This is a genomic window from Frigoribacterium sp. VKM Ac-1396, from assembly GCF_015350895.1.
Classification (GTDB): Bacteria; Actinomycetota; Actinomycetes; order Actinomycetales; family Microbacteriaceae; genus Frigoribacterium.
Map to the genome: position 1 here is coordinate 179,810 of NZ_JADKSD010000003.1, position 21,836 is coordinate 201,645.

A 21,836-nucleotide genomic window follows, 5' to 3' on the forward strand; every position below is an offset into this window, starting at 1 on the left:
GCCCAACCTACGTCGTCACGGCTGCCTCTCGAGCCACGGGGCCCGGTCGCCTCCGGCCGACATGCGGTCGTCCTCGACGTCGAGTCGCAGCACGGCCAGGGCCAGGCCCCGCCGACCACGGGTCGCCCGGACCGCGACGACCGACGTGACGGCCAGTGCGAAGGCCACGACGGGCAGGAACGGCCCGTCGAGTGCGATCAGGGTGGCCCAGCCGCCCGAGCCGAGGGCCCAGCGCACCACCCGCGCCAGGGCGCCCGGCGACGGCGTCGGCCGGAGGCGGACGACGTGTTCGCCCAGCGTGCGGCCCGAGGCCAGGACGACGACGAGCTGCAGCGCCGGCGCCACGAGACCACCGATCGTGACGAGGGCCGCCAGCGTCGGGTCCTGGTCGTCGCGGTCGGCCAGCGCCCAGGCGAGCGAGGTGCCGACCGTCAGCGCGCTCGACAGCAGCCAGATGGCCAGCACGTCCGAGAACATGCCGACGAACCGCCGCGACGACGTCACCGGCCGGGGCTCGTCGGCGTCGACCGGGTCCCGCGATCCCGCCAGGAGGCCCACGAGGGGCGCGAGCACCGTGCCGACGACCGCCCCGGCCGTGTTGGCGAGGAGGTCGTCGACGTCGAAGAGGCGGTAGGCGCACGGGTAGAGGAACCAGTCGCCGGTCAGCTGCGTGAGCTCGACGAGCAGCGAGACGACGAACCCGGCCCCGAGACCGACGACGAGGCCCACGACGGGCCGCCGCCGGGCGACGGCGTGACGGGCGAGGGCGCCGAGCGGCACGAAGAGCACGACGTTCAAGAGCACCTGGGCCGCCGCGGGGTTCGTGAGCAACGATCGCGGACCACCGATGCCGCCCTCGCGCACGACGTCCCGGACGAACGCGAGCGGCGTGAGCTGCACCGACGCCGGCGTCGCGCACATCGTCGAGACGTCGGGCAACGGCAGCAACGTGTAGGTGACCAGGGCCAGGGCGTAGACCACCGTGCCGAACGCCACGAGGCTGCGGCGGAGGCCGAGCCGGCCGTGTCGGCGGTACTCGAGCGCCGTCCACGGCACGAGGGCCGCGACGGCCACCGCCGACCCGAGCACGAACGCCAGGACCCCCGGCACGACGCTTCCCATGCCGCGACGCTACCCGGGTCGGGGCCGGACGGCCGCCCGTGCACGGGACGGGGACCGCAGGAGGCGCGGTGCCGGGACGTCCGACACCGCGCCTCCTCGGGGTGGTCGGCTAGGGGACGATGACGGCCCGGCCGCGGACCGTGCCGGCGGCGAGCGCCTCGTGGGCCTTCGGGCCGTCGTCGAGCGAGTACCGCTGCGTCGCGACCTCGACCTGGCCGGCCCGCGCGAGGTCGAGGACCTCGATCAGCTCGCTGCGGCTGCCCCAGTAGGGGATGCGGACGGCGACGTCGAAGGCGACCGTGCCGAACCCGACCTCGACGGTGCCGCCGCCGATGCCGACGATCGTCACGTCGGCGTCCGGTGCGGCGACCGCGACGGCCGTGGCCATCGTCGGCCCCGCACCGACGAAGTCGAAGACGGCCTGGACGCCGAGGCCTCCGGTGATCTCGCGGATCGCGTCGGCGGCGTGCTCGTCGCTGATCACGGTGTGGTGCGCGCCGACGTGCTTGGCGAGCTCGAGCTTCTCGTCGGTCACGTCGAGCGCGATGATCTGCGCCCCCGAGAGCGCCCGCAAGATCTGGATGCCCACGTGCCCGAGGCCTCCGGTGCCGATGACCACGGCGTAGGTGCCGGCCCCGAGCTTCGGCAGTGACGTCTTGATCGCGTGGTACGGCGTCAGGCCAGCGTCGGTGAGCGAGACGTTCTCGACCGGGTCGAGGTCGCCGAGGGGCACGAGGTGTCGGGGGTCGTCGACGATCATGTACTCGGCCATCGAGCCGGGCGCGCCGAGCCCGGGGGGCTTGATGCCCTCGGCGGCGGCGTTGACGCAGTAGTTCTCCTTGCCCTGGGCGCACTGGTGGCAGCGACCGCAGCCCCACGGGCCGTAGACGGCGACGGCGTCACCGACCTGCAGGTGCTCGACGCCCTCGCCGAGCTCGGCGACGACGCCGGCGCCCTCGTGCCCGAGCGTCAGCGGCAGCGGGTAGCCCTGCGCCGCGTAGTCCTGGGCGCTGAGGCTCATGACGTACTCGTCGCTGTGGCAGACGCCGGCGGCCGTGACCTTCAGCAGCACCTGCCCCGGGCCGGGTGACGGCTTCTCGATCTCGACGACTTCGGGGTGCTGACCGACGGTGGTGTACTGGAGTGCCTTCATGCGGCGCAGGCTACGCCGGACGGCTGGAAGGCGATCGACAGGTGTCGCATTACTCGGGCGGGCGGGGCGGCGGAGCCGGTCGGACGAGGCGGAGGAGCCGGTCGGACGGTGCGGCGGCGTCGCTCGGACGGTGCGACGGCGTCGCTCGGACGGTGCGACCGCGTAGTCGACGACGGTGGTCGGCCCTACGATCGTCGGCATGGCACACCTGCACCGGGCCGGCATGGACCCCAGCAAGATCGCACTGCTCGACGCCTGGGTCCCCACCCAGCCGTGGTTCGAGGGCCCGGCCCCGTCGTCGGGTGACGACGGGCTGCGGAACGTCGCCGCCTTCCGCTTCGACGACCCGGCGGGCGAGGTCGGCGTCGAGACGATCATCGTGGCCACCGCCGACGGCGTGCAGCTGCAGGTGCCCCTGACCTACCGCGCCGCTCCCCTCGCCGGTGCGGACGCCCACCTGGTCGGCACGACGCAGCACGCGGTGCTCGGCGAGCGCTGGGTGTACGACGGCACGGCAGACCCGGTCTGGGCCGCCGCGCTCGCGACGGCCGTGCTGACCGGCGGCACCCAGGCCGAGGCCTGGTTCGAGGTCGACGGCGTCCGCGAGGTGCGCGAGCCGAACTCGACCGTCGTCGGCAGCGGCAGCCCGGGCGTGCCCGTGCCCGACGTCGACCGCGTCACGGTCGACCAGGTCGAGGGTCGCACGGTCGTCACCGGCGCGGCCGTCCGCATCGTCGTCGCCCGCGTCCTCGGTCGGCACGACGCCGGCGCCCTTGCCTCGACCGGCGGCCACACGGGCGACCACGGCGTCGAGGTGCTCACCGGCACCTGGACGGGCCACGACCAGCCCGAGACCCTCGCGGTCGTGCTCACGGCCTGACCACCCGCAGGAGGCGCGGTGCCGGTGCGCGGGAGGGCCGGGTCGCGAGGGCCGCCGGGTCGCGACCCGCGCCTCCTCGTCTCGTCCCCAGACGGTCGCCGGGTGTCGGGACGGTGAACGATCGTGCACGGGGCTTCGCCCGGTGGCCCGCTGCCGCTACGGTGGCCCGATGACGGCGACCGACACCACCCTGACGACCGGGTCCACTGCGACCACCGCGCCCGGCACGCCCTTCTCGGGCGCGGCCTCCCCGGCCGTCCGGACGCCGGGGGCGACCGCGACGGGCACGGTGCCCGCGACGCCGCCGACGGCCGAGCTGCACCTGCACGTCGAGGGCACGCTCGAGCCCGAGCTGGTCTTCGCCCTCGCCGAGCGCAACGACGTCGACCTGCCCTTCGCCTCGGTTGACGAGCTGCGTGCCGCTTACTCGTTCGGCTCGCTGCAAGAGTTCCTCGACCTGTACTACGCCTGCACGGCCGTGCTGCAGACCGAGCGAGACTTCCACGACCTCGCCTGGGCCTACCTCGAACGCGCCCACGCCCAGGGGCTGCGACACGTCGAGATGTTCTTCGACCCCCAGGCGCACACCTCGCGCGACGTCGACGTCGACGAGGTGATCGACGGCCTCACCCGGGCGCTGGCTGAGGCCCGCGAGCGGTTCGGCATCACGGGCGGGCTCATCTTGTGCTTCTTGCGGCACCTGCCGGTGGACGACGCGGCCGCGACCCTCGAGTCCGTCGCGCACCGCGCCTCCGACCTGGTCGGGGTCGGGCTCGACTCGTCCGAGGTGGGGTTCCCGCCGGCGGCGTTCGCCCGCGTCTTCGAGCGCGCCCGCGGGCTCGGCCTGCACGTCGTCGCCCACGCCGGCGAAGAGGGGCCGCCGTCGTACGTGACCGACGCCCTCGACCTGCTGCACGTCGAACGCGTCGACCACGGCGTGCGCAGCCTCGAAGACGACACCCTCGTCGCCCGCCTTGCCGCCGACCGGGTGCCGCTGACCGTGTGCCCGCTGTCGAACCTGCGCCTCGCGGTGGTGCCCGACCTCGCCGAGCACCCGCTGCCCCGCATGCTCGCGGCCGGGCTGCTCGTCACGGTCAACAGCGACGACCCCGCCTACTTCGGCGGCTACGTCGGCGACAACTACCAGGCGCTGCGCGACGTGCTCGGGCTCGACGACGACTCGCTCGCCCTGCTCGCCGAGAACTCGGTCGAGGCGTCGTTCGCCGACGAGGGCCGCAAGGCCGAACTCGTCGCCGAGGTGCGGGCCTGGCGCGAGGCGCGGCGCGCGGCCTGACGTACGGGCGCGGGCTCGGGTGCGAGCTCGGGCTCGGGCTCGCGTGCGGGCTCACCTGCGGGCGTGGGCTCGGGCTCGCGTGCGGGCGCCGTCCCGGGCCACCCCGCCGAGCGGCGCTCACCCCCTGCCTAGGCAAATCGCCCAGCGCCGAACACGAGGGTCCCGGCCCGACCCCCACCCGCACAGCACCCACCACCCCACCAAGCGGCACCCAACCCCTGCCTCGGCAAATCGCCCAGCGCCGAAGGCGAGGGTGCTCGCCGGACGGCTAGAGCGTTCGGCCGGCGTTCGCGTCGAGCCAGGCCTTGGGGTCGACCTGCGTCGAGCCGCCGAGCAGCACCTCGAAGTGCAGGTGTTCACCGGTCGCGACCCCACTGCGGCCGACCTTGCCGACCAACTCGCCCACCGCGACCGTCTGGCCTGCGACGAGGGGGCTCGAGCCGACCTGCATGTGTGCGTACAGGGTGCTGACGCGTTGCCCGTCGATCACGTGGTCGATGACCGCGTACTGACCGAACTGGCCGTGCATGCCCGAGGTGCGCACGACGCCGGCGGCGACGGCTCCGATCGGGGTGCCCCCGCCCGGAGTCATGTCGAGGCCCTTGTGCATGCTCGAGCAGGCCGCGCACGGTGCCGTCCGCGGACCGAAGCCCGAACTCAGCACGACGGTGCCGGCGAAGGGCCACCGGATGTCGCCGGTGCCCGAGTTCACGATGGTGCCGGCACCCGAGGAGGCGCGGGGCGCGCTCGATCCACCCGAGAGAGCCTGCGACGTGACGACCGGTTCGGGCTCGGGGGGCGGAGGTGGCGGAGGCGCGTCGGTCACCCCGAAGGCGTCCCGCTCGGACACGGTCAGCACGACGAGCGACGCCGCGAGCGTCTGGGTCGGCATCGGCGCGGCACCCGCGGTCGGGATGTTCGACCCGCCCAGGTCGCTCGCCGAGGCGGGAGTGAGGTTCGACGTGAAGAAGAGCATCACGGCGAAGACTCCGAGCACGGGCAGGGTCGCCGCCCGGACGCGGGACGCCGCAGCACGCAGACCCGGACGCCGTGACGTGCCCTGGGGCCCTCCGCGCGGCTTCGCGCCGGGGCTCGGGTGCCGGTCGCCGTCGACGCGGGCCCGATTCAGCAGGGCCGGTGCGGACGTCCGCGGGCGTCGGGTGACGGCCGACTCAGTGCCGGGAGTCGCGGATGCCGACGGCGCCGAGGCAGGTGCCGTCGAACCCGCTTTCGAACCATCAACCCGGTTGCTTTCGGGTTCATCGTTCGAAACGGGGTTTCTCGTGACATCGGCGACTGGTGCGGGTGCGGCAGCAACTGCTGCGGAGGCAGTGGCGGCGGCGCGCTCGCGGGCCAGGGCCTCACGGCGCGTGAGAGGAGGCGCGGTGGCGACTGCAGACGTCACGCCGTCGGGCGAGTTCGAAGGGTCGGTCATGAGCGCTTCCTGCGACGGGTGGCGCTTCGACTCACGGTTCTCCTCGGCGGGGCGGACCGATCGAGTCTACGATCCGAGCCGCCCGCTGACCAGGGGTGGAGGTGATCTTTCACGGACTGCACCCTTCGTGGTCGTCCGGCACCGCGCCTCCTGACCGGGGCCGCTCGCCGAGATGCGGGCGACGTTACGCACCGATCGGCGGGGCGGTCACACCCAGAACGCGGCACAGGCAGGAGGGTCACGACCCCACCTCGCGGGGGTTCCGCCGGCCGCCGGGCACCCCTACCCTCGGGCCGTGACCTTCGTGCTTGCCGCCCTGCCCCTGCTCGTGATCGTGGGGGCGCTGGTCGACATCGTCACCCGGCCCGAGGGTGACGTCCGCCACCTGCCCAAGGCCCTCTGGATCATGATCGTGCTGTTCCTGCCGCTGATCGGCAGCATCGTCTGGTTCGCCGCCGGCCGCGAGTACGGTCGGCGCGACGAGCAGATCGGCCCCCGCGACCAGAGCCGCTACCACGAGGACGCGGCCCGCACGCTCGACCGCCGCGTGCGCACGACCGAACAGCAGCTCGCCGACCTCGACCGCGAGGCCGAGCACTACGAACGACTCGCCCGCCTCGCGAAGCTCGAGGCCGAGGTCGAGCAGCGTCGGGCGACGACCGGCGGGGACGTCCCCGCCTGACCGGCACGTCCCCGCCTGACCGGCGGCGCGCCTCCTGACCGGCACCGCGCCTCGCGAGCGCGAGGACACCGCCGGATGGACGAGACACCGCGGCAGAACACGGTGTGCCGTCCACTCAACGGTGTTCTCGGGTGCGGGTGCGGGTACGGAGGCGGGTGCGGGTGCTGGCGTCAGGCGCGCAGCCAGGCAGCCGTCTCGCCGGGCAGCTGCCCGGCGTCCGAGAGCGGCCCGCTCGCGACGAGCACCTCGGCCCCACCAGACGCAGCACCACCAGACGCAGCACCACCCGACGCAGCACCACCCGACGCGGCACCGCCCAGCCCGAGCGCGGCCAGGTCGACCGGCTCGGTGCCGAACACGCACACCACGTGCCAGCCGCCGGGGCGGACGAAGTGCAGCACGTCGTCGCGGCCGTCGACCGGCAGCCACTCGAGCGTCTCGTCGGTCTGCAGGTCGCGACGGGCGGCGAGGGCCGCACGGTAGAGCGCCAGGGTCGACGTCGGGTCGGCGTCTTCCGCCTCGACCGAGTACTCGCCGAACCAGCTCGGCTGCGGCAGGTGGGCGTCGCCCGGGCCGAAGCCGAACGACGAGCCCTCGCGAGCCCAGGGCAGCGGCACGCGGCAGCCGTCACGGCCGATGTCGACGCCGGGGTTGCGGAAGAACGAGGGGTCCTGGCGCTCGTCGGCGGGGATGTCGGCGACCTCGGGCAGGCCGAGCTCCTCGCCCTGGTAGACGTAGGCCGAGCCGGGCAGGCCGAGCATGAACAGCGAGGCCGCGCGGGCCCGTCGCAGGCCCGTCTCGACGTCGACCTCGGGCGAGGTGCCGCCCGACAGCAGCCACTCGGCCCCCTGCTTGACGTCGCGTCCGTCGAGCGCGGGCAGGCCGTAGCGGGTCGCGTGGCGCACGACGTCGTGGTTCGAGAACACCCACGTCGTCGACGAGCCCGACGCCTCGGCCGCGTCGAGGTTGTAGGTGATGATGTCGTGGAACTGCGTGGCGTCGAAGTCGGCCTCGAGCAGGTCGAAGTTGAACGCCTGCCCCAGCCCCGAGGCGCTGGCGTAGCGGGCGCGGCGCGACGGCTCGACCCAGGCCTCGGCCACGGCGATGCGCGGCGGGTCGTACTCGTCGAACACCTCGCGCCACGACGCGTAGATCTCGTGGACCTCGTCGCGGTCCCACAGGGGGTGGTCGCCGTCGGCCTTGGGCAGCGCGTCGAGCTCGGCCTTCGAGGGCAGCACCTCGGGCAGGCTCTTCGCCAGCCCGTGGGCCACGTCGACGCGGAACCCGTCGACGCCACGGTCCGACCAGAAGCGCAGCGTGGTCAAGAAGTCCTCGCGCACCTCGGGGTTGTCCCAGTCCCAGTCGGGCTGCTCGCTCGCGAACGAGTGCAGGTACCACTGGCCGTCGGCGACGCGCGTCCAGGCCGGGCCGCCGAAGATCGACGTCCAGTCCGAGGGCGGCAGCTCGCCGCCGTCGCCGAGGCCGTCACGGAAGATGTAGCGCGCGCGGGCGGGCGATCCGGCCGGGGCGGCCAGCGCCTCCTGGAACCAGACGTGCCGGTCGGACGAGTGGTTCGGCACGAGGTCGGCGATCACGCGGATGCCGGCCGCGTGCAGCGCGTCGATCATCTCGTCGAACTGGGCGAGCGTGCCGATCTTGGGGTCGACGTCGCGGTAGTCGTCGACGTCGTAGCCGCCGTCGGCGAGGGCCGACGGGTAGAAGGGGCTGAGCCAGACCGCGTCCACGCCGAGCTGCGTCAGGTAGGGCACCTTGGCGGTGATGCCCGGCAGGTCGCCGATGCCGTCGCCGTTCGAGTCGGCGAAGCTGCGGGGGTAGATCTGGTAGACCGCCGCCTGGCGCCACCAGGTCGGGTCGTCGGTCAGCAGCTCGGTCGAGGGTGCGGTGTGGAGCGTGTCGGTCATCGTGGAGCGAGGTCCTCTCGGGGGTGGTGGGTTGTCTCGAGGGTCAGGAGGCGCGGGTCGCGCCCCCGACGGACGCCTACTTGATGGCGCCCTGCGTCACGCCCGCCATCACCCAGCGCTGGGTGAACAGGTAGACGACGATCGCCGGGGCCATCGCCATCAGGTACGAGGCGAAGGCGACGTTGTAGTTGTTGCTGAACTGCGTCTGGAAGATCTGCTGCAGCACGGGCAGGGTCTGCAGCGACGGGTCGGCGGTGATCAGCGAGGGCATCGCGAAGTCGTTCCACGACGCGAGGAAGGCGAAGATGCCGACCGTGGCGCTCATCGGTGCGAGCAGCGGGAAGACCAGGCGCCAGAAGACCTGCCAGGTGGTGGCGCCGTCGAGCCGCGCGCTCTCTTCGAGCTCTTCGGGCAGCGACCGGAGGAACGCCGTGAACAGCAGGATCGAGAACGACAGCTGGAACATGACGTGCAGCAGCGCGACGCCGACGGGGTTGTCGAGGCCGACGATGCCGGTCAGCTTGATCTGCGACAGCGCCACCACCGGGAACGGCAGGAACATCGCGGCGAGCAGGTAGAAGAACGAGAAGCGGAACAGCTTGCGGTCCCAGTTGCGCGAGATCGCGTACGACGCCATCGAGGCGAGCACGACCGTGCCGACCACGGTCGCGGCCGTGACGAGGGTCGAGATGCCGAACGCCCGGGGGAAGTCGGTCAGCTGCCACGCGGCCGCGAAGTTCGAGAAGTCGACCGGCGCCGGCAGGCTGAACGCGTTGCCGTCGACGGCCTGCGCCGTCGTCTTGAGCGACATCGTGACCGTGACGTAGATCGGGATCAGCACGGTGATCGTGCCGAGCACGAGCAGCGCGGTGACGAGCCGGTTCGGTCGCTCCTGGCCGACGCGACCACGTCGACGACGGGGCGCGGCGTCGGCGTCGCGACCCGCGCCTCCGGGGGTGGGGGCCGACGAGGCGGCCGGGGTGACGAGTGCGGTGTTCGCCATCAGACGGCCGCCTTTCCGCGCGTGATCCGGAGTTGGACGAACGCGATCGCGACGGCGATCACGAAGAAGATGGTCGCGTTGGCCATCTGGTAGGCGTAGTCGCCGCCGGTGAAGCCGGTGAAGATCGTCATCGCGATGCTGCGCGTCGACGTGCCGGGGCCGCCGTTCGTCAGGCCGACGATGATGTCGTACGAGTTCAAGAAGTTCTTGAAGCCGATGATCGTGTTGATCACGACGTAGCCCGCGACGAGCGGCAGCCTGATCGAGCGCAGTTGCTTCCAGCCCGAGGCGCCGTCGAGGCTGCTGGCCTCGTACACCTCGCCCGGGATGGCCAGCAGGCCCGCGATGTAGATCAGCAGCGTGCTCGGGATCGCCTGCCACGCGGTCACGACGACGATGCCGATCCAGGCGGTGTCGGCGTTCGCGAGGATGCTGTCCTGCAGGCCCGGGATGCCCAGCGAGGCGCCGAGGGCCGGCAGCGAGTTCGAGAACAAGAACTGGAAGACGAACGCGATGATGATGCCCGAGATCACCATCGGGATCACGAACACCGCCCGCAGCGCCGTCTTGGCCTTGATCTGCGAGGTCAGGCCGATCGCCAGCAGCAGCGCGACGACGTTGACCGCGACCACCGTGACGAGCGCGAAGCCCATCGTGAAGCCGTACGAGCCGAGGATCGCCGGGTCGGTCGCCATCGCGAGGTAGTTCGTGACGCCGACCAGGTCGAACTCGCCGAAGCCGATCGAGTTCGTGAAGCTGTAGAACACGCCCATCACGGCCGGCAGGGTGATCGCCAGCGAGAACAGGACGAGGGTCGGCAGCAGGAAGAGGTAGAAGACCGGGTCGACGCGCCGGCCGCGCCGTCGGGGGTTGCCGGCCGTGCTGCCGGTGAGCGAGGTGCGGGCGCCTCGCGCGACCGCGGGGGTGGTGGTCGTGGCCATCGGGTCTCCTTCGACTCGGCCGGTGATCGGGGTGGCGGCGCCCGCGGTGCGGCGGGCGGTGCGGCCCGTGCCGTCGATCGCGCTCATGCGCGGAGCGCCAGACGGCGCCAGTCGGCGTCCATGGTGCGCAGGGTGCCCTCGGCGCTCGCGCCCGTGACGATGCCCTGCACGTAGTTCTCGGCGGGGATCGTCAACGGGATCGCCTTCGAGGCGCCCTGGTAGAAGCGCGCCTCGTCGTAGTAGCTCTGCATGCCGACGATGCGCTCGTCGGTCACCGCGGGGGCCGAGGTCGTGGTGCCGAACGCCAGGAAGTCGCGGTTGTAGGCGTCGTGGATCTCGGGCTGCATGAGGTAGGTCAAGAACTCGCGGGCGGCCTCTTGCTTGCGCGACTGCTGGGGCACCCAGAGGGCCAGGTCGAGGTTGACCCGCACCTTGCGGTCGTCGGGGTCGTCGGTCATCGGCAGCGGGAACGTGCCGATCTTCGCCTCGGGGTTGGCCTTGGTGATCTCGCCGAGCGCCCACGGGCCCTGCATGAGCATCGCGGCCTCGCCCTGCGCCATCGCGAGGTTGCCGTCGCCGTAGCCGCGGCTGTTGCGGTTCGCGTTCGACAGCCCGGCGAGCTGCACCATGCGCTCGACCGGCTCGCGGAAGTCCTTCTCGAACGAGACCGAGCCGCCCTCGCCGACGCTCGTGCCCTCGGCGTTCATCTTCTCGTAGAAGGCGGCGACGTCGAGCATGCCGCCGGTCGTGTAGTCGAACAGGCCCTGCGCGACCGTCCACGGCTCGCGGAAGGTGCTGTAGATCGGGGTGACGCCGGCCGCCGTGAAGGTGTCGCACGCGGCCAGGAACTCGTCCCACGTGGTGGGCACCTCGACCCCGAGGTCGGCGAAGATCTGCTGGTTGTAGATCACCGACGCCGCCGTGATCGAGTACGGCAGCACGCTCGTGCGCCCGGGGTAGGTCGCGTACTGGTCGACCAGCTCTTGCACCTCGGGCCGGATCGTCGCCGCCTCGGGCAGGTCGCCGAGGTCGCTGAGCGCTCCGCGCTCCATGAAGCGCGCCATCTCGAGGTTGTAGGTGAAGGCCGCGACGTCGGGCGGGTTGCCCCGGACGAAGCCGGCCGAGATGCCCGAGGTCGAGTCGTGGATCACGCGGACGGCCGACTGCGACTCGTTGAACCGCGAGACCAGGTCGGAGAAGTAGGGGATCGCCTCGGGCTTGGTGGCGTAGAAGGTGATCTCGGTGCGGCCGCCACCCGAACCCGAGGGGGCACAGCCGGCGAGCAGCAGGGCGGCACCGGCGGCACCGATGCCGCCGAGCAGGGTGCGTCGGCTGAGGCCGGCACCGGAGGGCAGTGGGGGTGTGGGCACGTCGTCGTCTCCCGGGGGTCGCGACCCCGGCGGCAGCGCCGTGGTCGAGTTGATCTGGTGTGTAGATTTAGACCCTAGATCAATTCGGGGCGTGGCACCATGGGTCGTCCACGAAAAGATCTGCCGTGTCGCGAGACGACGGCCACGGCACGAGGAGGCGCGGGTGGCGTTGAGCACCGGGGTGTCGTCGCCGAGCCTGCTGCGACGCATCAACGCGGCCGAGGTGCTGAGGCACGCCTGGTCGGTCGACGCCGTCACGGCCAGTGACCTGATCGCCCTGACCGGGCTGACCCGCTCGACCGTCTTGGGCGTCTGCGACGACCTGATCGAGCGCGGCTGGATGGTCTCGCTCGCCGATGCCCGCTCGACCGGCGAGTACCGCAAGGGCCGCCCGGCCCGCCGGTACGCCCTCGCCCGCTCGGCCGGTCACGTCGTCGGGGTCGATGCGGGCCAGCACCACCTCACGGCGGTCGTGGCCGACCTCCGTGGCCGTGTGGTGGCGCGCGTCGCGCGACGGATCGACCCCGGCGGCACGGCCGACGACCGCCGCCGCATCGTCTCGCGGCTCGTCGACGACGTCCTCGCCGAGGCCGGACTCGACGACGCGGACGTGCTGGCCGTCACCCTCGGGGTGCCCGCGCCGACCGACGCCGAGGGACGCTCTCCGGTCGAGGTCGGCGCCGACTTCTGGGTGCTGATGAACCCCGACTACACGGGCCTGTTCGCCGACCGCGGCTGGGCGGTCGTCGTCGAGAACGACGCGAACCTCGCCGCCGTGGCCGAGGCGGCTGCCGCAGCCGCCGGTGCCGGTGCGGGTGCCGGAGCGGGCGCCGGTGCCGGCGAGGCCGCCCCGGCCTCGTTCGTGACCCTGCTGGCCGGCGAGCGGTTCGGCGCGGGCTTCGTGCTCGACGGAGCCCTCGTGCGGGGCAGCCGCGGTGCCGCGGGCGAGATGCGCCTCCTCGACCTGGTCGAGGGCGTGGGCTCGGCCGACGGCCTCGGGGCCGTGCTGCGCGACGCGGCCCGGGCGGCTCGCGAGCTGGGCACCGTGCCCGCGTCGTCGCCGCTGCGCGACATCCCGCTCGACGAGCTCGACGCCCCCGCCGTGCTCGCCGCCGCCGACGCCGGCGACGCCACAGCACTGCGCCTCGTCGAACGCGCCGCCGAACGGTTCGGGCGCGTCTGCGCGATGCTCAGCGGCATGCTCGACGTCGACCGCATCGTCGTCGCCGGGGCCGTCGCCCCCTCGATCGGCCTGCTGCTCGAACGGACCACCCCGTGGCTCAGCCGGTTCACGCACCGGGCCGCGCCCGAGGTCGTCGCCTCGACGCTCGGCGACGCGGTCGTGACCACGGGCGCCGTCGAGCGGGCCCTGGCCCACGTGCGCGGCCACGCACTCGAGCTGACGTTGCGGGGGGCGGCGGACCCGAGCCGCGCCTCCTAGGGGCTCGGGCGACCGGCCGGCACGCGAGCGGCCGGCACGCGGGCAGGCGGCCGTGAACCCGGTTCCGAGCCATGAACCCACGAGCGATCGGGTTCATGGCTCGAAACCGGGTTCATCGAGCGTCGGGGCAGGAGGCGCGGGCACAAGAGGCGCGGGCACAGGAGGCGCGGGGGCAGGAGGCGCGGGGCGGCCGGGCACGCGCCGCTAGGCTCGCGGGATGGTCACCGTCGTGCTCCCCTGGCGTCCGCAGCCGAGTCGGATCGCCGCGTTCGAGGTCGTCCGCGACTGGTACGCCGAGGCGCTGCCCGAGGCCGAGATCCGCACGATCGACTCGCCCGACCCGGTGTTCAACCTGGCGCAGTGCCGCAACCTCGGCGTCGCGTCCCTGGCCGACGACGAGATCGCCGTGATCGGCGACGCCGACACCCTGCCGCAGCGCGAGCCCCTGCTCGCGGCGATCGAAGCCGCCCGCACCAGCGGCCGGGTGCACCTGCCGTACACCGAGTACCACTGGCTGGGACGCGACGGCACCGCGCAGGCGGCCGCGGGCACACCCCTCGAGCGGTGCGACTTCGAGCTCGTCCGCGGGGCCTGCTCGGGGGTCTACGTGACCCGCGCCTCCTCGTGGCGGGCACACGGCGGGCAGGACGAACGGTTCCGCGGCTGGGGTTTCGAGGACGCCGCCTGGTACCTCGCCCACACGACGCTGCTCGGCGAACCGCCTCAGCGCCACGAGGGCATGGTCTTCGCGCTGCACCACCAGGCCGAGGTGCGCGAGGGGCCGCAGTACGACGCCAACGCCGCGCTGATGCAGCGGTACCGCGACGCGTCGGTCGGCGTCGACGCCATGCGCGCGGTCGTCTTCGGGGGGTAGGGCGGCCGGGCCGCCGTCGCGGCCATGTCACCGACGCGGTCGGGTCGCCGTCGCACTCGAGTGGGCGGAAGGTGCTCCCGAACAGCTTCCGACGGGCATCTTCTGCCCGCTCGACGGCTCGAGCAGACCGATCCGGTCGCAGGCGACGGCGCCGCCGCCGAGGAGGCGCGGGCCGGGGCGGTCAGCCGGTCGCGGTGAGCGCCGCGTGGGCTCGTGCCCGCCCGGGCGTCTCGCGCAGCGACGACGCCAGCCCGGCCAGGCGCCCGGCCGCACCGGGGTCGCGGGTCTGCAGGTCGAGCACGTGCCGCAGCGCCTCCGCTAGCTCGTCGACCGTCGCCGTGTTCGGGGCGAGCGCGACGCCGACGCCGGTGCGCTCGAGGGCCGCGGCTCCGGCGAACTGGTCGGTCGAGAACGGCAGGACGACCACGGGCACTCCCGCGGTCATCGCCTCGGTCACGCTGTTGTTGCCCCCGTGCGTGACGGCCGCCGCCGCCGCGTCGAGCAGGGTCACCTGCGGCAGGAACTCGCGGACGAGCCAGTCGGCCGGCACCTCGCCGAGGTCGGCCCGGGCCCCGGAACCGAGCGCGATCGCGGCCCGCACCCCGACCCGCCGCAGGGCCTCCGCCACGCGCCCGAGCACGTCGGACCGCACCGACAGGAAGCTGCCGAAGCTGACGTAGACGAACGGGGCGGGGCGGGGTGCGGGTACGGGGGCGGCGTCGGTTTGGGCGTCGGCGTGGGCGTCGGCGTGGGCGTCGGCGTGGGCATCGGCGTCGACGTGGGCGTCAGCAGCGGTGTCTGTGTGGGCGTGGGCGTGGGCGTCGGTGTCGGTGTCTGTGTGGGCGTGGGCGTCGGTGTCGGCCAGCCAGGCGGCGACCTCGGCGTCGACGGGCTCGGCGCGGACGGCCGACCCGAGCCAGACGTGCGGCGGCAGCAGGGCGTCGCGGGCGGGGTCGGCGAGCTCGCCGGGGTAGTTGTAGAGCAGCAGGTCGCCGTGCTCGCCGAACGCGCTCGTCGACGGCGGCAGGTGTGGCGCGAGTTCGGCCAGGGCGGCGTTCCACTCGGCGGTGAACGAGGCGTCGACCCGTTCGCAGAGCTCGCGCAGGCCCGCGATGCCCGCCGGAGCAGACCCGGCATCGAACCGGGCATCGGTCGCGGATGGCACCGCCGACTGAACATCGAACCGCCGAATGTGGCGGTGCGACGTCGATTCGGCGGTGCGACTCGAGTCGTCGGCGGGTCCGGCGGCGCCCGCCGCACCCGCACCCGCACCGGCACCGGCACCGGCACCTGCACCCGCACCCGCACCGACCCCGCCGAACGCGGCAGGCCACTCGGGCGGGCAGCCGTAGACCTCGTCGCCCACGGGCAGCGCCGTCGGGTGGCCGAGCACGACGTCGGCGAACGGCACGCCGCCGGCCACGAGGGCGAGCCGGGCGCTGAAGGCGAGGTGGTCCACCACGATCTGGTCGGGCCGGACGGCGGCGACCACGTCGAGCACGGCGCGGGCCGTCGCGACCGGCTGCCACATGAGGTCGGTGAGGCGTTCGCGAGCCTGGTACGACAGCGTCTCGACCATGCCGAGGCGGGTGGCGTCGAAGAAGCCGCGCAGCGACGCGTCCTCGTCGGCGACCTGCTCCTCGGCGCGGATCACCCCAGGGTTCGAGCCGCGCCCGAGCTGCAGGTGCACGCGCTCGAAGCCGAACGACTCGACGATCGCGGCGGTGGCCGGCCCGGTCGCGACGACGACGCGCTCGCCGCGGTCGCGCCACTCGGTGGCCAGGGTCGCGAGCGGCAGCAGGTGCGAGGCGTAGTCGGGGCTGATGACGAGCAGGGTCATCGTGCGCTCACGCTCCACTCGCGCTGCTCGAGTTCGTCGTGGTGCACCGTGTCGTAGACGCCGGACAGCGACCGCGCCATGGCCTGGATCGTGAAGGACCGCTCGACGGTGTCGCGTGACCGGGCCGCGCGCGCCTCCGTGGTCTCGGCCGCGGCCGCGGTCAGGGCCTCGCCCATGGCCTGGCGCAGGGCGTCGACGTCCCAGGTGCGGGTGAGCCAGCCGGTGTCGCCCTGACGCACGTAGGTCGACGGGCCGCCGCCCTGCGGCGCGACGACGAGCAGCCCGGAGCCCATGGCCTCGAGCAGGGCGATGCCGAACTCCTCCTTGAGGCTGCCGCAGACGTAGACGCCGCGCGGAGCCGCCAGCCCGGGCAGCCCGAACCGGGCCGCGGCGACCCAGCGGGCGACGGTGTCGTTGGGGCGGTGCCCGGGCAGCAACAGTCCGGAGGCGCGGTGCCGGCCCGCAGGGACGATCGCGTCGATCAGGTCGAGCTGCTCTCGCTCGTCGGCGCTCGGGTGCTCGAGGTCGCCGCCGATCAGCAGCAGGTTCGCGCGGTCGCGGAGCGGGATGCCGTGCGCGTCGGCCCCGTCGACACCGGCGCCGGCCTCCGCGGCGCCGGCCTCCGCGGCGCCGGGCGCGCCGGCCGCACCGCCGGCCCAGGCCTCGACGATCGTCGCCATGCCCTTCACCCGGTGCAGGCGGCCCACGCTGACGAGCAGCGGCATGCCGCGGCGCTCGGGCGGCAGCGACTCGAGCAGGGCGCACAGCTCGGCGAGCGGCGGGGTCGCGGGGCCCCCGGCGGCGTGCTCGGCGGCCTCGGCGACCGAGCGGTCGACGACGTCGAGGTCGATGCCCTCTGGCACGATCGTGTGCCGCTCGGGGTGCGAGGTGACGTCGATGCCGACCAGCTCGCGCATGTCGCGCTCGAGCTCCGGCCGGGGGAAGAGCACGGTGTGCGACGCGTTCGAGGCGAGCTGCTGCACGAGTCGCGTGCGGAACCAGAAGTGCTCGACCTCGTCGACGTCGCCGAAGGTCTCTCGGGTCAGGGCGCCCGACAGGTCGAGCGACTGGATGACGGCGTGCGGGTCGGGCGCGACCGTGAACACGACGGGGATGTCGAGTTCGCGCGCCACGTCGGCGGCCGCCAGGCTGCCCACGTCGGCCATCCGCAGGTGCAGCAGGTCGACCCCGCCCGCGGCCCGCAGCACCCGCCGGATGCCCCGGCGCGCGGCGACCCGCAACGGCCACGCGGTCGCCGACGAGACGGGGTCGCTGAGCAGCGGCACCCGCCCGTAGACGTGCCCGGAGGCGCGGGTCGCCAGGTCGTGCACGCTCGCCACCGCCGCGTCGGCCGAGCCGCGCGACAGGGTGACGACGCGGTCGACGCCCCGGGCGCCGGGGGCGTCCACCGCGCCTCCCGGGGTGAGGTCCGCGAGCGCGGCGAGGGCGTCGCGCGCGGCATGGGCGTCGGCGCCGGAGGCCGCCTGGCCCGAGGAGGCGCCCCGCCCGTCGGACGCGGAGGGCGCCGCGGCCAGGGCGTCGCCGAGTCGCACGAGCAGCGTCGCGATGCCGCCGTTGTCCCCGCTGCCGGCGTGCGTGAGCCCGGCGTCGATGTCGGCGTGCAGGAAGAGCTGGGCGATGGTGAGGCCCTCGCGCCCGGCCGGGTCGGTGCCGTCGAGCTCGGGGTCGAGTCCGCGGTCGCGCCGGCGGTCGCCGTCGGGCACCTCGTCGGGGGCCGACAGGTCGATCGTCGAGAGGCGGGCGACGTCGCCGAGGTAGCCGTAGTGGCGAGCGAGCTCGCGGACGGCGGCCGCGACCCCGTGGTCTCCGCGACGTTGCCCCAGGGCGGAGACGGCGGCGACCCGGACGTGCTCGTCCTCGCCGGCGTCGAGCGCGATCGTCAGCAGGGGGCGCGAGGCGATGCGGGCCCGCACGAGGCCGAGGGTCTCGACCAGGCGGTACCGCGCGCCGGGCTCGTGCACGCCGATCAGGGTGCCCTCGAGGGCGACGCCGACCACGGCCGGGGCGGACGACGACCACTGCTCGAGCGTGCGCTGCGCGACCATGCCCGTGAACCCGCCCGCGACGACGAGGCCGATCAGCCGGCCCACCGTGTCGTAGCGCGGCAGGCGTTGGCTGAGCGCCGACGCGGCGTGCTCGCGCAAGAAGGTGCGGTCGCTCGACAGCAGGTCGCTCAGCACCACGTCGGCCTGCTCGTCGAAGACCTGCGCGAGGGCGTTCGTCGCGGCGATGGCGACGAGCTGGTCTTCGCTCTCGAGGGCGCCGCGCAGCACCCGGATCGTGCGGGCGCCCCCGGTGCGGGCCGCGTCGAGGGCGAGGTCGTCGGCGAGGCGCATCGAGTCGACCAGGCGGTCGGCCTCGTGGATCGCATCGAGCGAGGTCTGGATGCCCATGGCGGTGCCTCTCGGTGGTGCGGTGCGGTGCGGTGCGGGGTGGTGCTGCGGGGTGGTGCGGGGTGGTGCGGTGTGATGCGGGGTGGCGGGTGTGACGGTGGCGGCGGGTGCGGCGTGCGGCGCACGGCGCACGGGGCGCGGGGCGCGGGGCGGCCCGCGTGCCCCGGGCCTGGTGGAGCCTATCGCCGCCCGGTGACCGGCCGGTGCGGGATCGGCACGGGCCTGGTGCGAGGGCGGTGCGGGGTCCGCGCGAGGACACCGCCGAGTGGACACGGCACCACGGCAGTGCGCGGTGCGGTGTCCACTCGGCGGCGTCCTCGCCGGTGCGCTCGCCGGTGCGCTCGGCGGCGTCCTCGCCGGTGCGCTCGGCGCCGCGGGCGTCCGGTACCGTCGTGGGCGGCATCGATCCCGCTGCCGAGTCCCGCAGCGAGAGGCCCCACCCGTGCGAATCGTCACCATCGGAGACGTCGGCGTGCTCGACGGCATGGTCCACGTCGGCGACGAGGCGATGTTCCACGAGGCGACCGTGCAGCTGCGCGCCCGCGGTGCCACGATCACCGGCGTCTCGTCGAACCCGGCCGAGACCGCCGAACGCTACGGCATCGACGCCGTGCCCGCGATCGGGTTCCACCCCGCGACGACCGGCGGCCGGCTCGGCCAGCGCGAGCGCCGGGCCCGCGTGCTGTCGGCGATCGACGGAGGCGCGGGTCACCTCCCGCAGGACGACCCGGCCTGGCAGCTGATCGAGGCCGTCCGGGAGGCCGACGGCGTGCTCGTCGCAGGGGGCGGCAACATGGCCTCGCTCTGGCCGATGCACGTCTACGAGCGCAACACCCTCGGCCTGATCGCCCGCCGCTTCGGCAGGCCGCTCGTGGTCAGCGGGCAGACCATCGGCCCCGTCCTCGACGGCGAGGACCGCGAGCTCGTCACCGAGCTGCTCGACGCCGCCGCCCTCGTCGGGCTGCGCGAGGGCGCGTCGCTCGAGCTGGTGCGCTCGCTCGGGGTCGACGCCGCCAAGACCGTGGGGACGGTGGACGACGCGAGCTTCCTCGGGGCCGACGCCGCGCCTCCTGCGGTGGGTTCGGCGGTATCGGTCGGTTCGGCGGGGCCGCACGGTTCGGCGCGGCCGGACGGTTCGGCGCGGCCGCACGGCTCGGCTGTACCGGTCGGTTCGGCGGGGCCGGACGGCTCGGGCGGGCCGGCGACTGCGGCGGGGCCGGTCGCGCCGTACCTCGCGGTCAGCCTGTCGGCGCACGTGGGTGATGCCGACCGCGGCGAGTTCGCGGCGGCCGTGGCCCGGCTGCTCGACCGGGTCGCGGGCGAGGCAGGGCTCGAGGTGGTGTTCCTCGCGCACTGGGCGTCGCTCGACCCGACCGAGGAGCGCGGCGACTCGCTGCTGCACCGGGCCGTCCTCGACCGGCTGAGCGTGCCGGCGCGGGTCGAGCCGACGACCGACTCCCCCGCCGCGGCGCGCTTCGCCCGGGGCGCGGCCCTGCACCTGACCAGCCGCTATCACCCGGCCGTCTTCGCCGTCGCAGGCGGCGTGCCGACCGTCGGGCTCGCGGTCGACGAGTACACGACGATCAAGCTGACCGGTGCGCTCGGCAACTTCGGCCAGTCCAGCGTCGTCTCGGCCGCGCAGCTGCTCTCGGGCGAGGCCGAGGAGGTCGGCCTGGCCACGTGGGCCGGACGCGACGCCGTGCGGACGGCCTGGGCCGGGAGCCTCGCCGAGACCCGGGCCGCGTCCTCCGCGTGGTGGGACCGCGTCGCCGCCGCCCTGCGCCCCTGACGCGACCCGCGCCTCCCGGGCACGGCCCCGCACCTCGCGGGCACGGCTCCGCGCCTCGCGGGCACGGCTCCGCGCCGTACGAACGACCGCGGGTGTCGGCACGCGCCCGCTGGTGACGACACAGCACTAGGACGTGGTCACAGCGCCAGGCCTTGTCGTGGTGCTGTGCCCATGTCGTGGTGTGGTGGGCGGCGGGCTGGCCGCGCCCGCCACGAAGTAAACACGCCGCCACGCGATGTCGTGGCGGCGTGTGTACCTCGTGGCGGGGCGGCCTGCGAGGCGACGGAGCAGAGGAGGCGCGGCGAAGCCCGCCCTCGCAAGTCCCCGCCCCGAGCTGCGGCGTGGGCAGCCGCCACAACGAGTGCACCGCGCCAGCACGGGGGGCACGGCACCGCGCCAGGACGTGGTCACAGCGCCAGGCCTCGTCGTGGTGCTGTGCCCATGTCGTGGTGTGGTGGGCGGCGGGCGACGGGCTGGCCACGCACCGCCCCCTGCCGCCACGCCACATCACGCCACGAGATAAACAGGCCGCCACGCGATGTCGTGGCGGCGTGTTTATCTCGTGGCGGGGAGGCTAGCGAGGCGCCGGAGCAGAGGAGGCGCGGCGAAGCCCGCCCGCACCGGCCCGGCCCCGCGCCCGGCCCACACGGCACCGGCTCAGTGCTGCAGGGTCGCGCTGGGGTACTCGCCGAAGCGCTGGACGTACGAGGCCGTGAAGCGGCTCAGGTGCGTGAAGCCCCAGCGCTGGGCGACCGCGGCGATGGTGGCCTCGCCCGGGGCCAGCTCGAGCAGTTCGGCCCGCACGTGGTCGAGTCGGACCGTGCGCAGGTACTCGGTGGGCGTGACGCCGAGCTGACGGCTGAACGCCTGCTGCAGGCCGCGGGGCGTGAGGTGCACGATCTCGGCGACCTGCGTCATGTTGACCGGCAGGTGTGCGTGGGTGTGCAGGTACTCGACGGCCTCGCGCAGGCGGGCGTTGCGGGGCACGAGCAGTGCGGGCGGCAGGTCGATCGAGCGGTGCGTGAACGTGTTGAGCAGGGCGACCGCCGACTGGCGGTTGAGCTCGGAGCGCAGCAGCTCGGTCGACTCGCCGCCGAGGATGGTCTTCGCGGCGTTGGTGATCGTCGCCTGCCAGCGGCGCAGGTCGCCCAGGTCGGGCACGGCGGTGTGGTCGAACTGCAGGGGCCCGGCGAGCGCGCCCTCGTGCTCGGCGGCGATGCGCTCGAGGTAGGCGGCGTCGAAGTGGACGAGGTTCTGGCGGTACTCGCGCACCTCGAACTCGAACGCCTTGCCGGTCGGGAACATCAGCGGGCGGCCGATCTCGAACGCGGCCTCTTCGGCCCCGACGTCGAGCCGGCCCTCGCCTGCGGTGATCCACGCCACGACGTACTCGCGCTCGGGCTGGATCGCCCCGCGGATGTCGCCGAGGAACATCGACGAGCGCAACGTCATCTCGGAGTCGCCGGCCGTCGTGTACCGGTAGGCGAAGGTCTCTTGCCGGGCGTCGGTGCGGAACCCGGCGCCGTTGTAGGTGTCCTCGAACAGAGCGCGCGCCTGGTCCAGGTCACGGCCGCCCATCTCGGAGCGCACCGGGGGCAGGGTCTGTTCGGGTTCCATCAGAGTGATCCTGCCATGCCGGGGACGGTGAAAGAACGCCCTGACCGGGCCGGACCCCC

Annotated in this window: 16 protein-coding genes; 6 read left to right on the plus strand and 10 right to left on the minus strand. The window is 73.9% G+C overall.

The window, feature by feature from the left end; translation table 11 throughout:
- Positions 1 to 15: 15 nt before the first annotated feature.
- Together ITJ55_RS13110 and ITJ55_RS13115 are read right to left on the minus strand one after the other, a co-directional pair.
- Entirely contained in the window at positions 16 to 1,122 is a 1,107-nt protein-coding gene (locus tag ITJ55_RS13110; protein WP_194595794.1) for a VanZ family protein, read from the minus strand.
- Positions 1,123 to 1,231: 109 nt separating this feature from the next.
- Positions 1,232 to 2,275, minus strand: coding sequence for an NAD(P)-dependent alcohol dehydrogenase (locus tag ITJ55_RS13115; RefSeq protein ID WP_194595795.1), 1,044 nt, complete (start codon positions 2,273 to 2,275; stop codon positions 1,232 to 1,234).
- A 199-nt stretch (positions 2,276 to 2,474) separates the two neighbouring features.
- On the opposite strand from ITJ55_RS13115, the gene ITJ55_RS13120 reads away from it, so the two are divergent.
- Positions 2,475 to 3,155, plus strand: a complete 681-nt coding sequence (locus tag ITJ55_RS13120; protein WP_194595796.1) for a hypothetical protein — start codon at positions 2,475 to 2,477, stop codon at positions 3,153 to 3,155.
- Positions 3,156 to 3,324: 169 nt separating this feature from the next.
- Positions 3,325 to 4,449 carry an adenosine deaminase gene (locus ITJ55_RS13125; protein ID WP_194595797.1) on the plus strand — a complete coding sequence of 375 codons (1,125 nt, stop codon included), beginning with the start codon at positions 3,325 to 3,327 and terminating at the stop codon, positions 4,447 to 4,449.
- Between the two features lie 268 nt (positions 4,450 to 4,717).
- Here the strand turns inward: ITJ55_RS13125 and ITJ55_RS16545 are convergent, their stop codons facing one another.
- A complete protein-coding gene (locus ITJ55_RS16545; protein ID WP_194595798.1) occupies positions 4,718 to 5,446 on the minus strand; it encodes a M23 family metallopeptidase in 729 nt (242 codons plus the stop codon).
- 733 nt (positions 5,447 to 6,179) lie between these two features.
- On the opposite strand from ITJ55_RS16545, the gene ITJ55_RS13135 reads away from it, so the two are divergent.
- Positions 6,180 to 6,566, plus strand: a complete 387-nt coding sequence (locus ITJ55_RS13135; RefSeq protein WP_370544168.1) for a PLD nuclease N-terminal domain-containing protein — start codon at positions 6,180 to 6,182, stop codon at positions 6,564 to 6,566.
- Positions 6,567 to 6,736: 170 nt separating this feature from the next.
- Here ITJ55_RS13135 and ITJ55_RS13140 read toward each other — a convergent pair whose 3' ends face one another.
- From ITJ55_RS13140 to ITJ55_RS13155, 4 genes are all read right to left on the minus strand, one after another.
- On the minus strand, positions 6,737 to 8,488 hold the full coding sequence (locus tag ITJ55_RS13140; protein ID WP_194595800.1) for a glycoside hydrolase family 13 protein: 1,752 nt from the start codon (positions 8,486 to 8,488) through the stop codon (positions 6,737 to 6,739).
- A gap of 76 nt (positions 8,489 to 8,564) precedes the next feature.
- The gene (locus ITJ55_RS13145; protein ID WP_194595801.1) at positions 8,565 to 9,491 is read right to left on the minus strand and encodes a carbohydrate ABC transporter permease; all 927 of its coding nucleotides are present in this window, start codon (positions 9,489 to 9,491) and stop codon (positions 8,565 to 8,567) included.
- Positions 9,491 to 10,432 (minus strand): carbohydrate ABC transporter permease, encoded by a 942-nt coding sequence (locus tag ITJ55_RS13150; protein WP_194595802.1) that lies wholly within the window; start codon positions 10,430 to 10,432, stop codon positions 9,491 to 9,493. The genes ITJ55_RS13145 and ITJ55_RS13150 overlap by 1 nt, the downstream gene beginning before the upstream one ends.
- 83 nt (positions 10,433 to 10,515) lie before the next feature.
- Entirely contained in the window at positions 10,516 to 11,802 is a 1,287-nt protein-coding gene (locus ITJ55_RS13155; RefSeq protein ID WP_235491465.1) for an ABC transporter substrate-binding protein, read from the minus strand.
- Between the two features lie 163 nt (positions 11,803 to 11,965).
- Here ITJ55_RS13155 and ITJ55_RS13160 point away from each other — a divergent pair, with 163 nt between their 5' ends.
- Together ITJ55_RS13160 and ITJ55_RS13165 are read left to right on the plus strand one after the other, a co-directional pair.
- Positions 11,966 to 13,243 carry an ROK family protein gene (locus ITJ55_RS13160; protein WP_194595804.1) on the plus strand — a complete coding sequence of 426 codons (1,278 nt, stop codon included), beginning with the start codon at positions 11,966 to 11,968 and terminating at the stop codon, positions 13,241 to 13,243.
- A gap of 217 nt (positions 13,244 to 13,460) precedes the next feature.
- Complete coding sequence (locus tag ITJ55_RS13165) at positions 13,461 to 14,117, plus strand: hypothetical protein (protein WP_194595805.1); 657 nt, start codon at positions 13,461 to 13,463, stop codon at positions 14,115 to 14,117.
- A 181-nt stretch (positions 14,118 to 14,298) separates the two neighbouring features.
- Here the strand turns inward: ITJ55_RS13165 and ITJ55_RS16065 are convergent, their stop codons facing one another.
- Together ITJ55_RS16065 and ITJ55_RS13180 are read right to left on the minus strand one after the other, a co-directional pair.
- Positions 14,299 to 15,957 carry a glycosyltransferase gene (locus tag ITJ55_RS16065; RefSeq protein WP_228498521.1) on the minus strand — a complete coding sequence of 553 codons (1,659 nt, stop codon included), beginning with the start codon at positions 15,955 to 15,957 and terminating at the stop codon, positions 14,299 to 14,301.
- A complete protein-coding gene (locus ITJ55_RS13180; RefSeq protein WP_194595806.1) occupies positions 15,954 to 18,371 on the minus strand; it encodes a glycosyltransferase in 2,418 nt (805 codons plus the stop codon). The genes ITJ55_RS16065 and ITJ55_RS13180 overlap by 4 nt, the downstream gene beginning before the upstream one ends.
- Positions 18,372 to 18,813: 442 nt before the next feature.
- On the opposite strand from ITJ55_RS13180, the gene ITJ55_RS13185 reads away from it, so the two are divergent.
- Positions 18,814 to 20,160, plus strand: coding sequence for a polysaccharide pyruvyl transferase family protein (locus tag ITJ55_RS13185; protein ID WP_194595807.1), 1,347 nt, complete (start codon positions 18,814 to 18,816; stop codon positions 20,158 to 20,160).
- A gap of 657 nt (positions 20,161 to 20,817) precedes the next feature.
- Here the strand turns inward: ITJ55_RS13185 and ITJ55_RS13190 are convergent.
- A complete protein-coding gene (locus tag ITJ55_RS13190; RefSeq protein WP_194595808.1) occupies positions 20,818 to 21,777 on the minus strand; it encodes a helix-turn-helix transcriptional regulator in 960 nt (319 codons plus the stop codon).
- Between the last annotated feature and the right edge of the window lie 59 nt (positions 21,778 to 21,836).

Coding starts and splice junctions, on each gene's coding strand:
- ITJ55_RS13140 (WP_194595800.1), bottom strand. CDS start 8,488: ATGACCGACACGCTCCACACCGCACCCTCGACCGAGCTGCTGACCGAC.
- ITJ55_RS13115 (WP_194595795.1), bottom strand. CDS start 2,275: ATGAAGGCACTCCAGTACACCACCGTCGGTCAGCACCCCGAAGTCGTC.
- ITJ55_RS13120 (WP_194595796.1), top strand. CDS start 2,475: ATGGCACACCTGCACCGGGCCGGCATGGACCCCAGCAAGATCGCACTG.
- ITJ55_RS13165 (WP_194595805.1), top strand. CDS start 13,461: ATGGTCACCGTCGTGCTCCCCTGGCGTCCGCAGCCGAGTCGGATCGCC.
- ITJ55_RS13110 (WP_194595794.1), bottom strand. CDS start 1,122: ATGGGAAGCGTCGTGCCGGGGGTCCTGGCGTTCGTGCTCGGGTCGGCG.
- ITJ55_RS13145 (WP_194595801.1), bottom strand. CDS start 9,491: ATGGCGAACACCGCACTCGTCACCCCGGCCGCCTCGTCGGCCCCCACC.
- ITJ55_RS16065 (WP_228498521.1), bottom strand. CDS start 15,957: ATGACCCTGCTCGTCATCAGCCCCGACTACGCCTCGCACCTGCTGCCG.
- ITJ55_RS13180 (WP_194595806.1), bottom strand. CDS start 18,371: ATGGGCATCCAGACCTCGCTCGATGCGATCCACGAGGCCGACCGCCTG.
- ITJ55_RS13150 (WP_194595802.1), bottom strand. CDS start 10,432: ATGGCCACGACCACCACCCCCGCGGTCGCGCGAGGCGCCCGCACCTCG.
- ITJ55_RS13125 (WP_194595797.1), top strand. CDS start 3,325: ATGACGGCGACCGACACCACCCTGACGACCGGGTCCACTGCGACCACC.
- ITJ55_RS13190 (WP_194595808.1), bottom strand. CDS start 21,777: ATGGAACCCGAACAGACCCTGCCCCCGGTGCGCTCCGAGATGGGCGGC.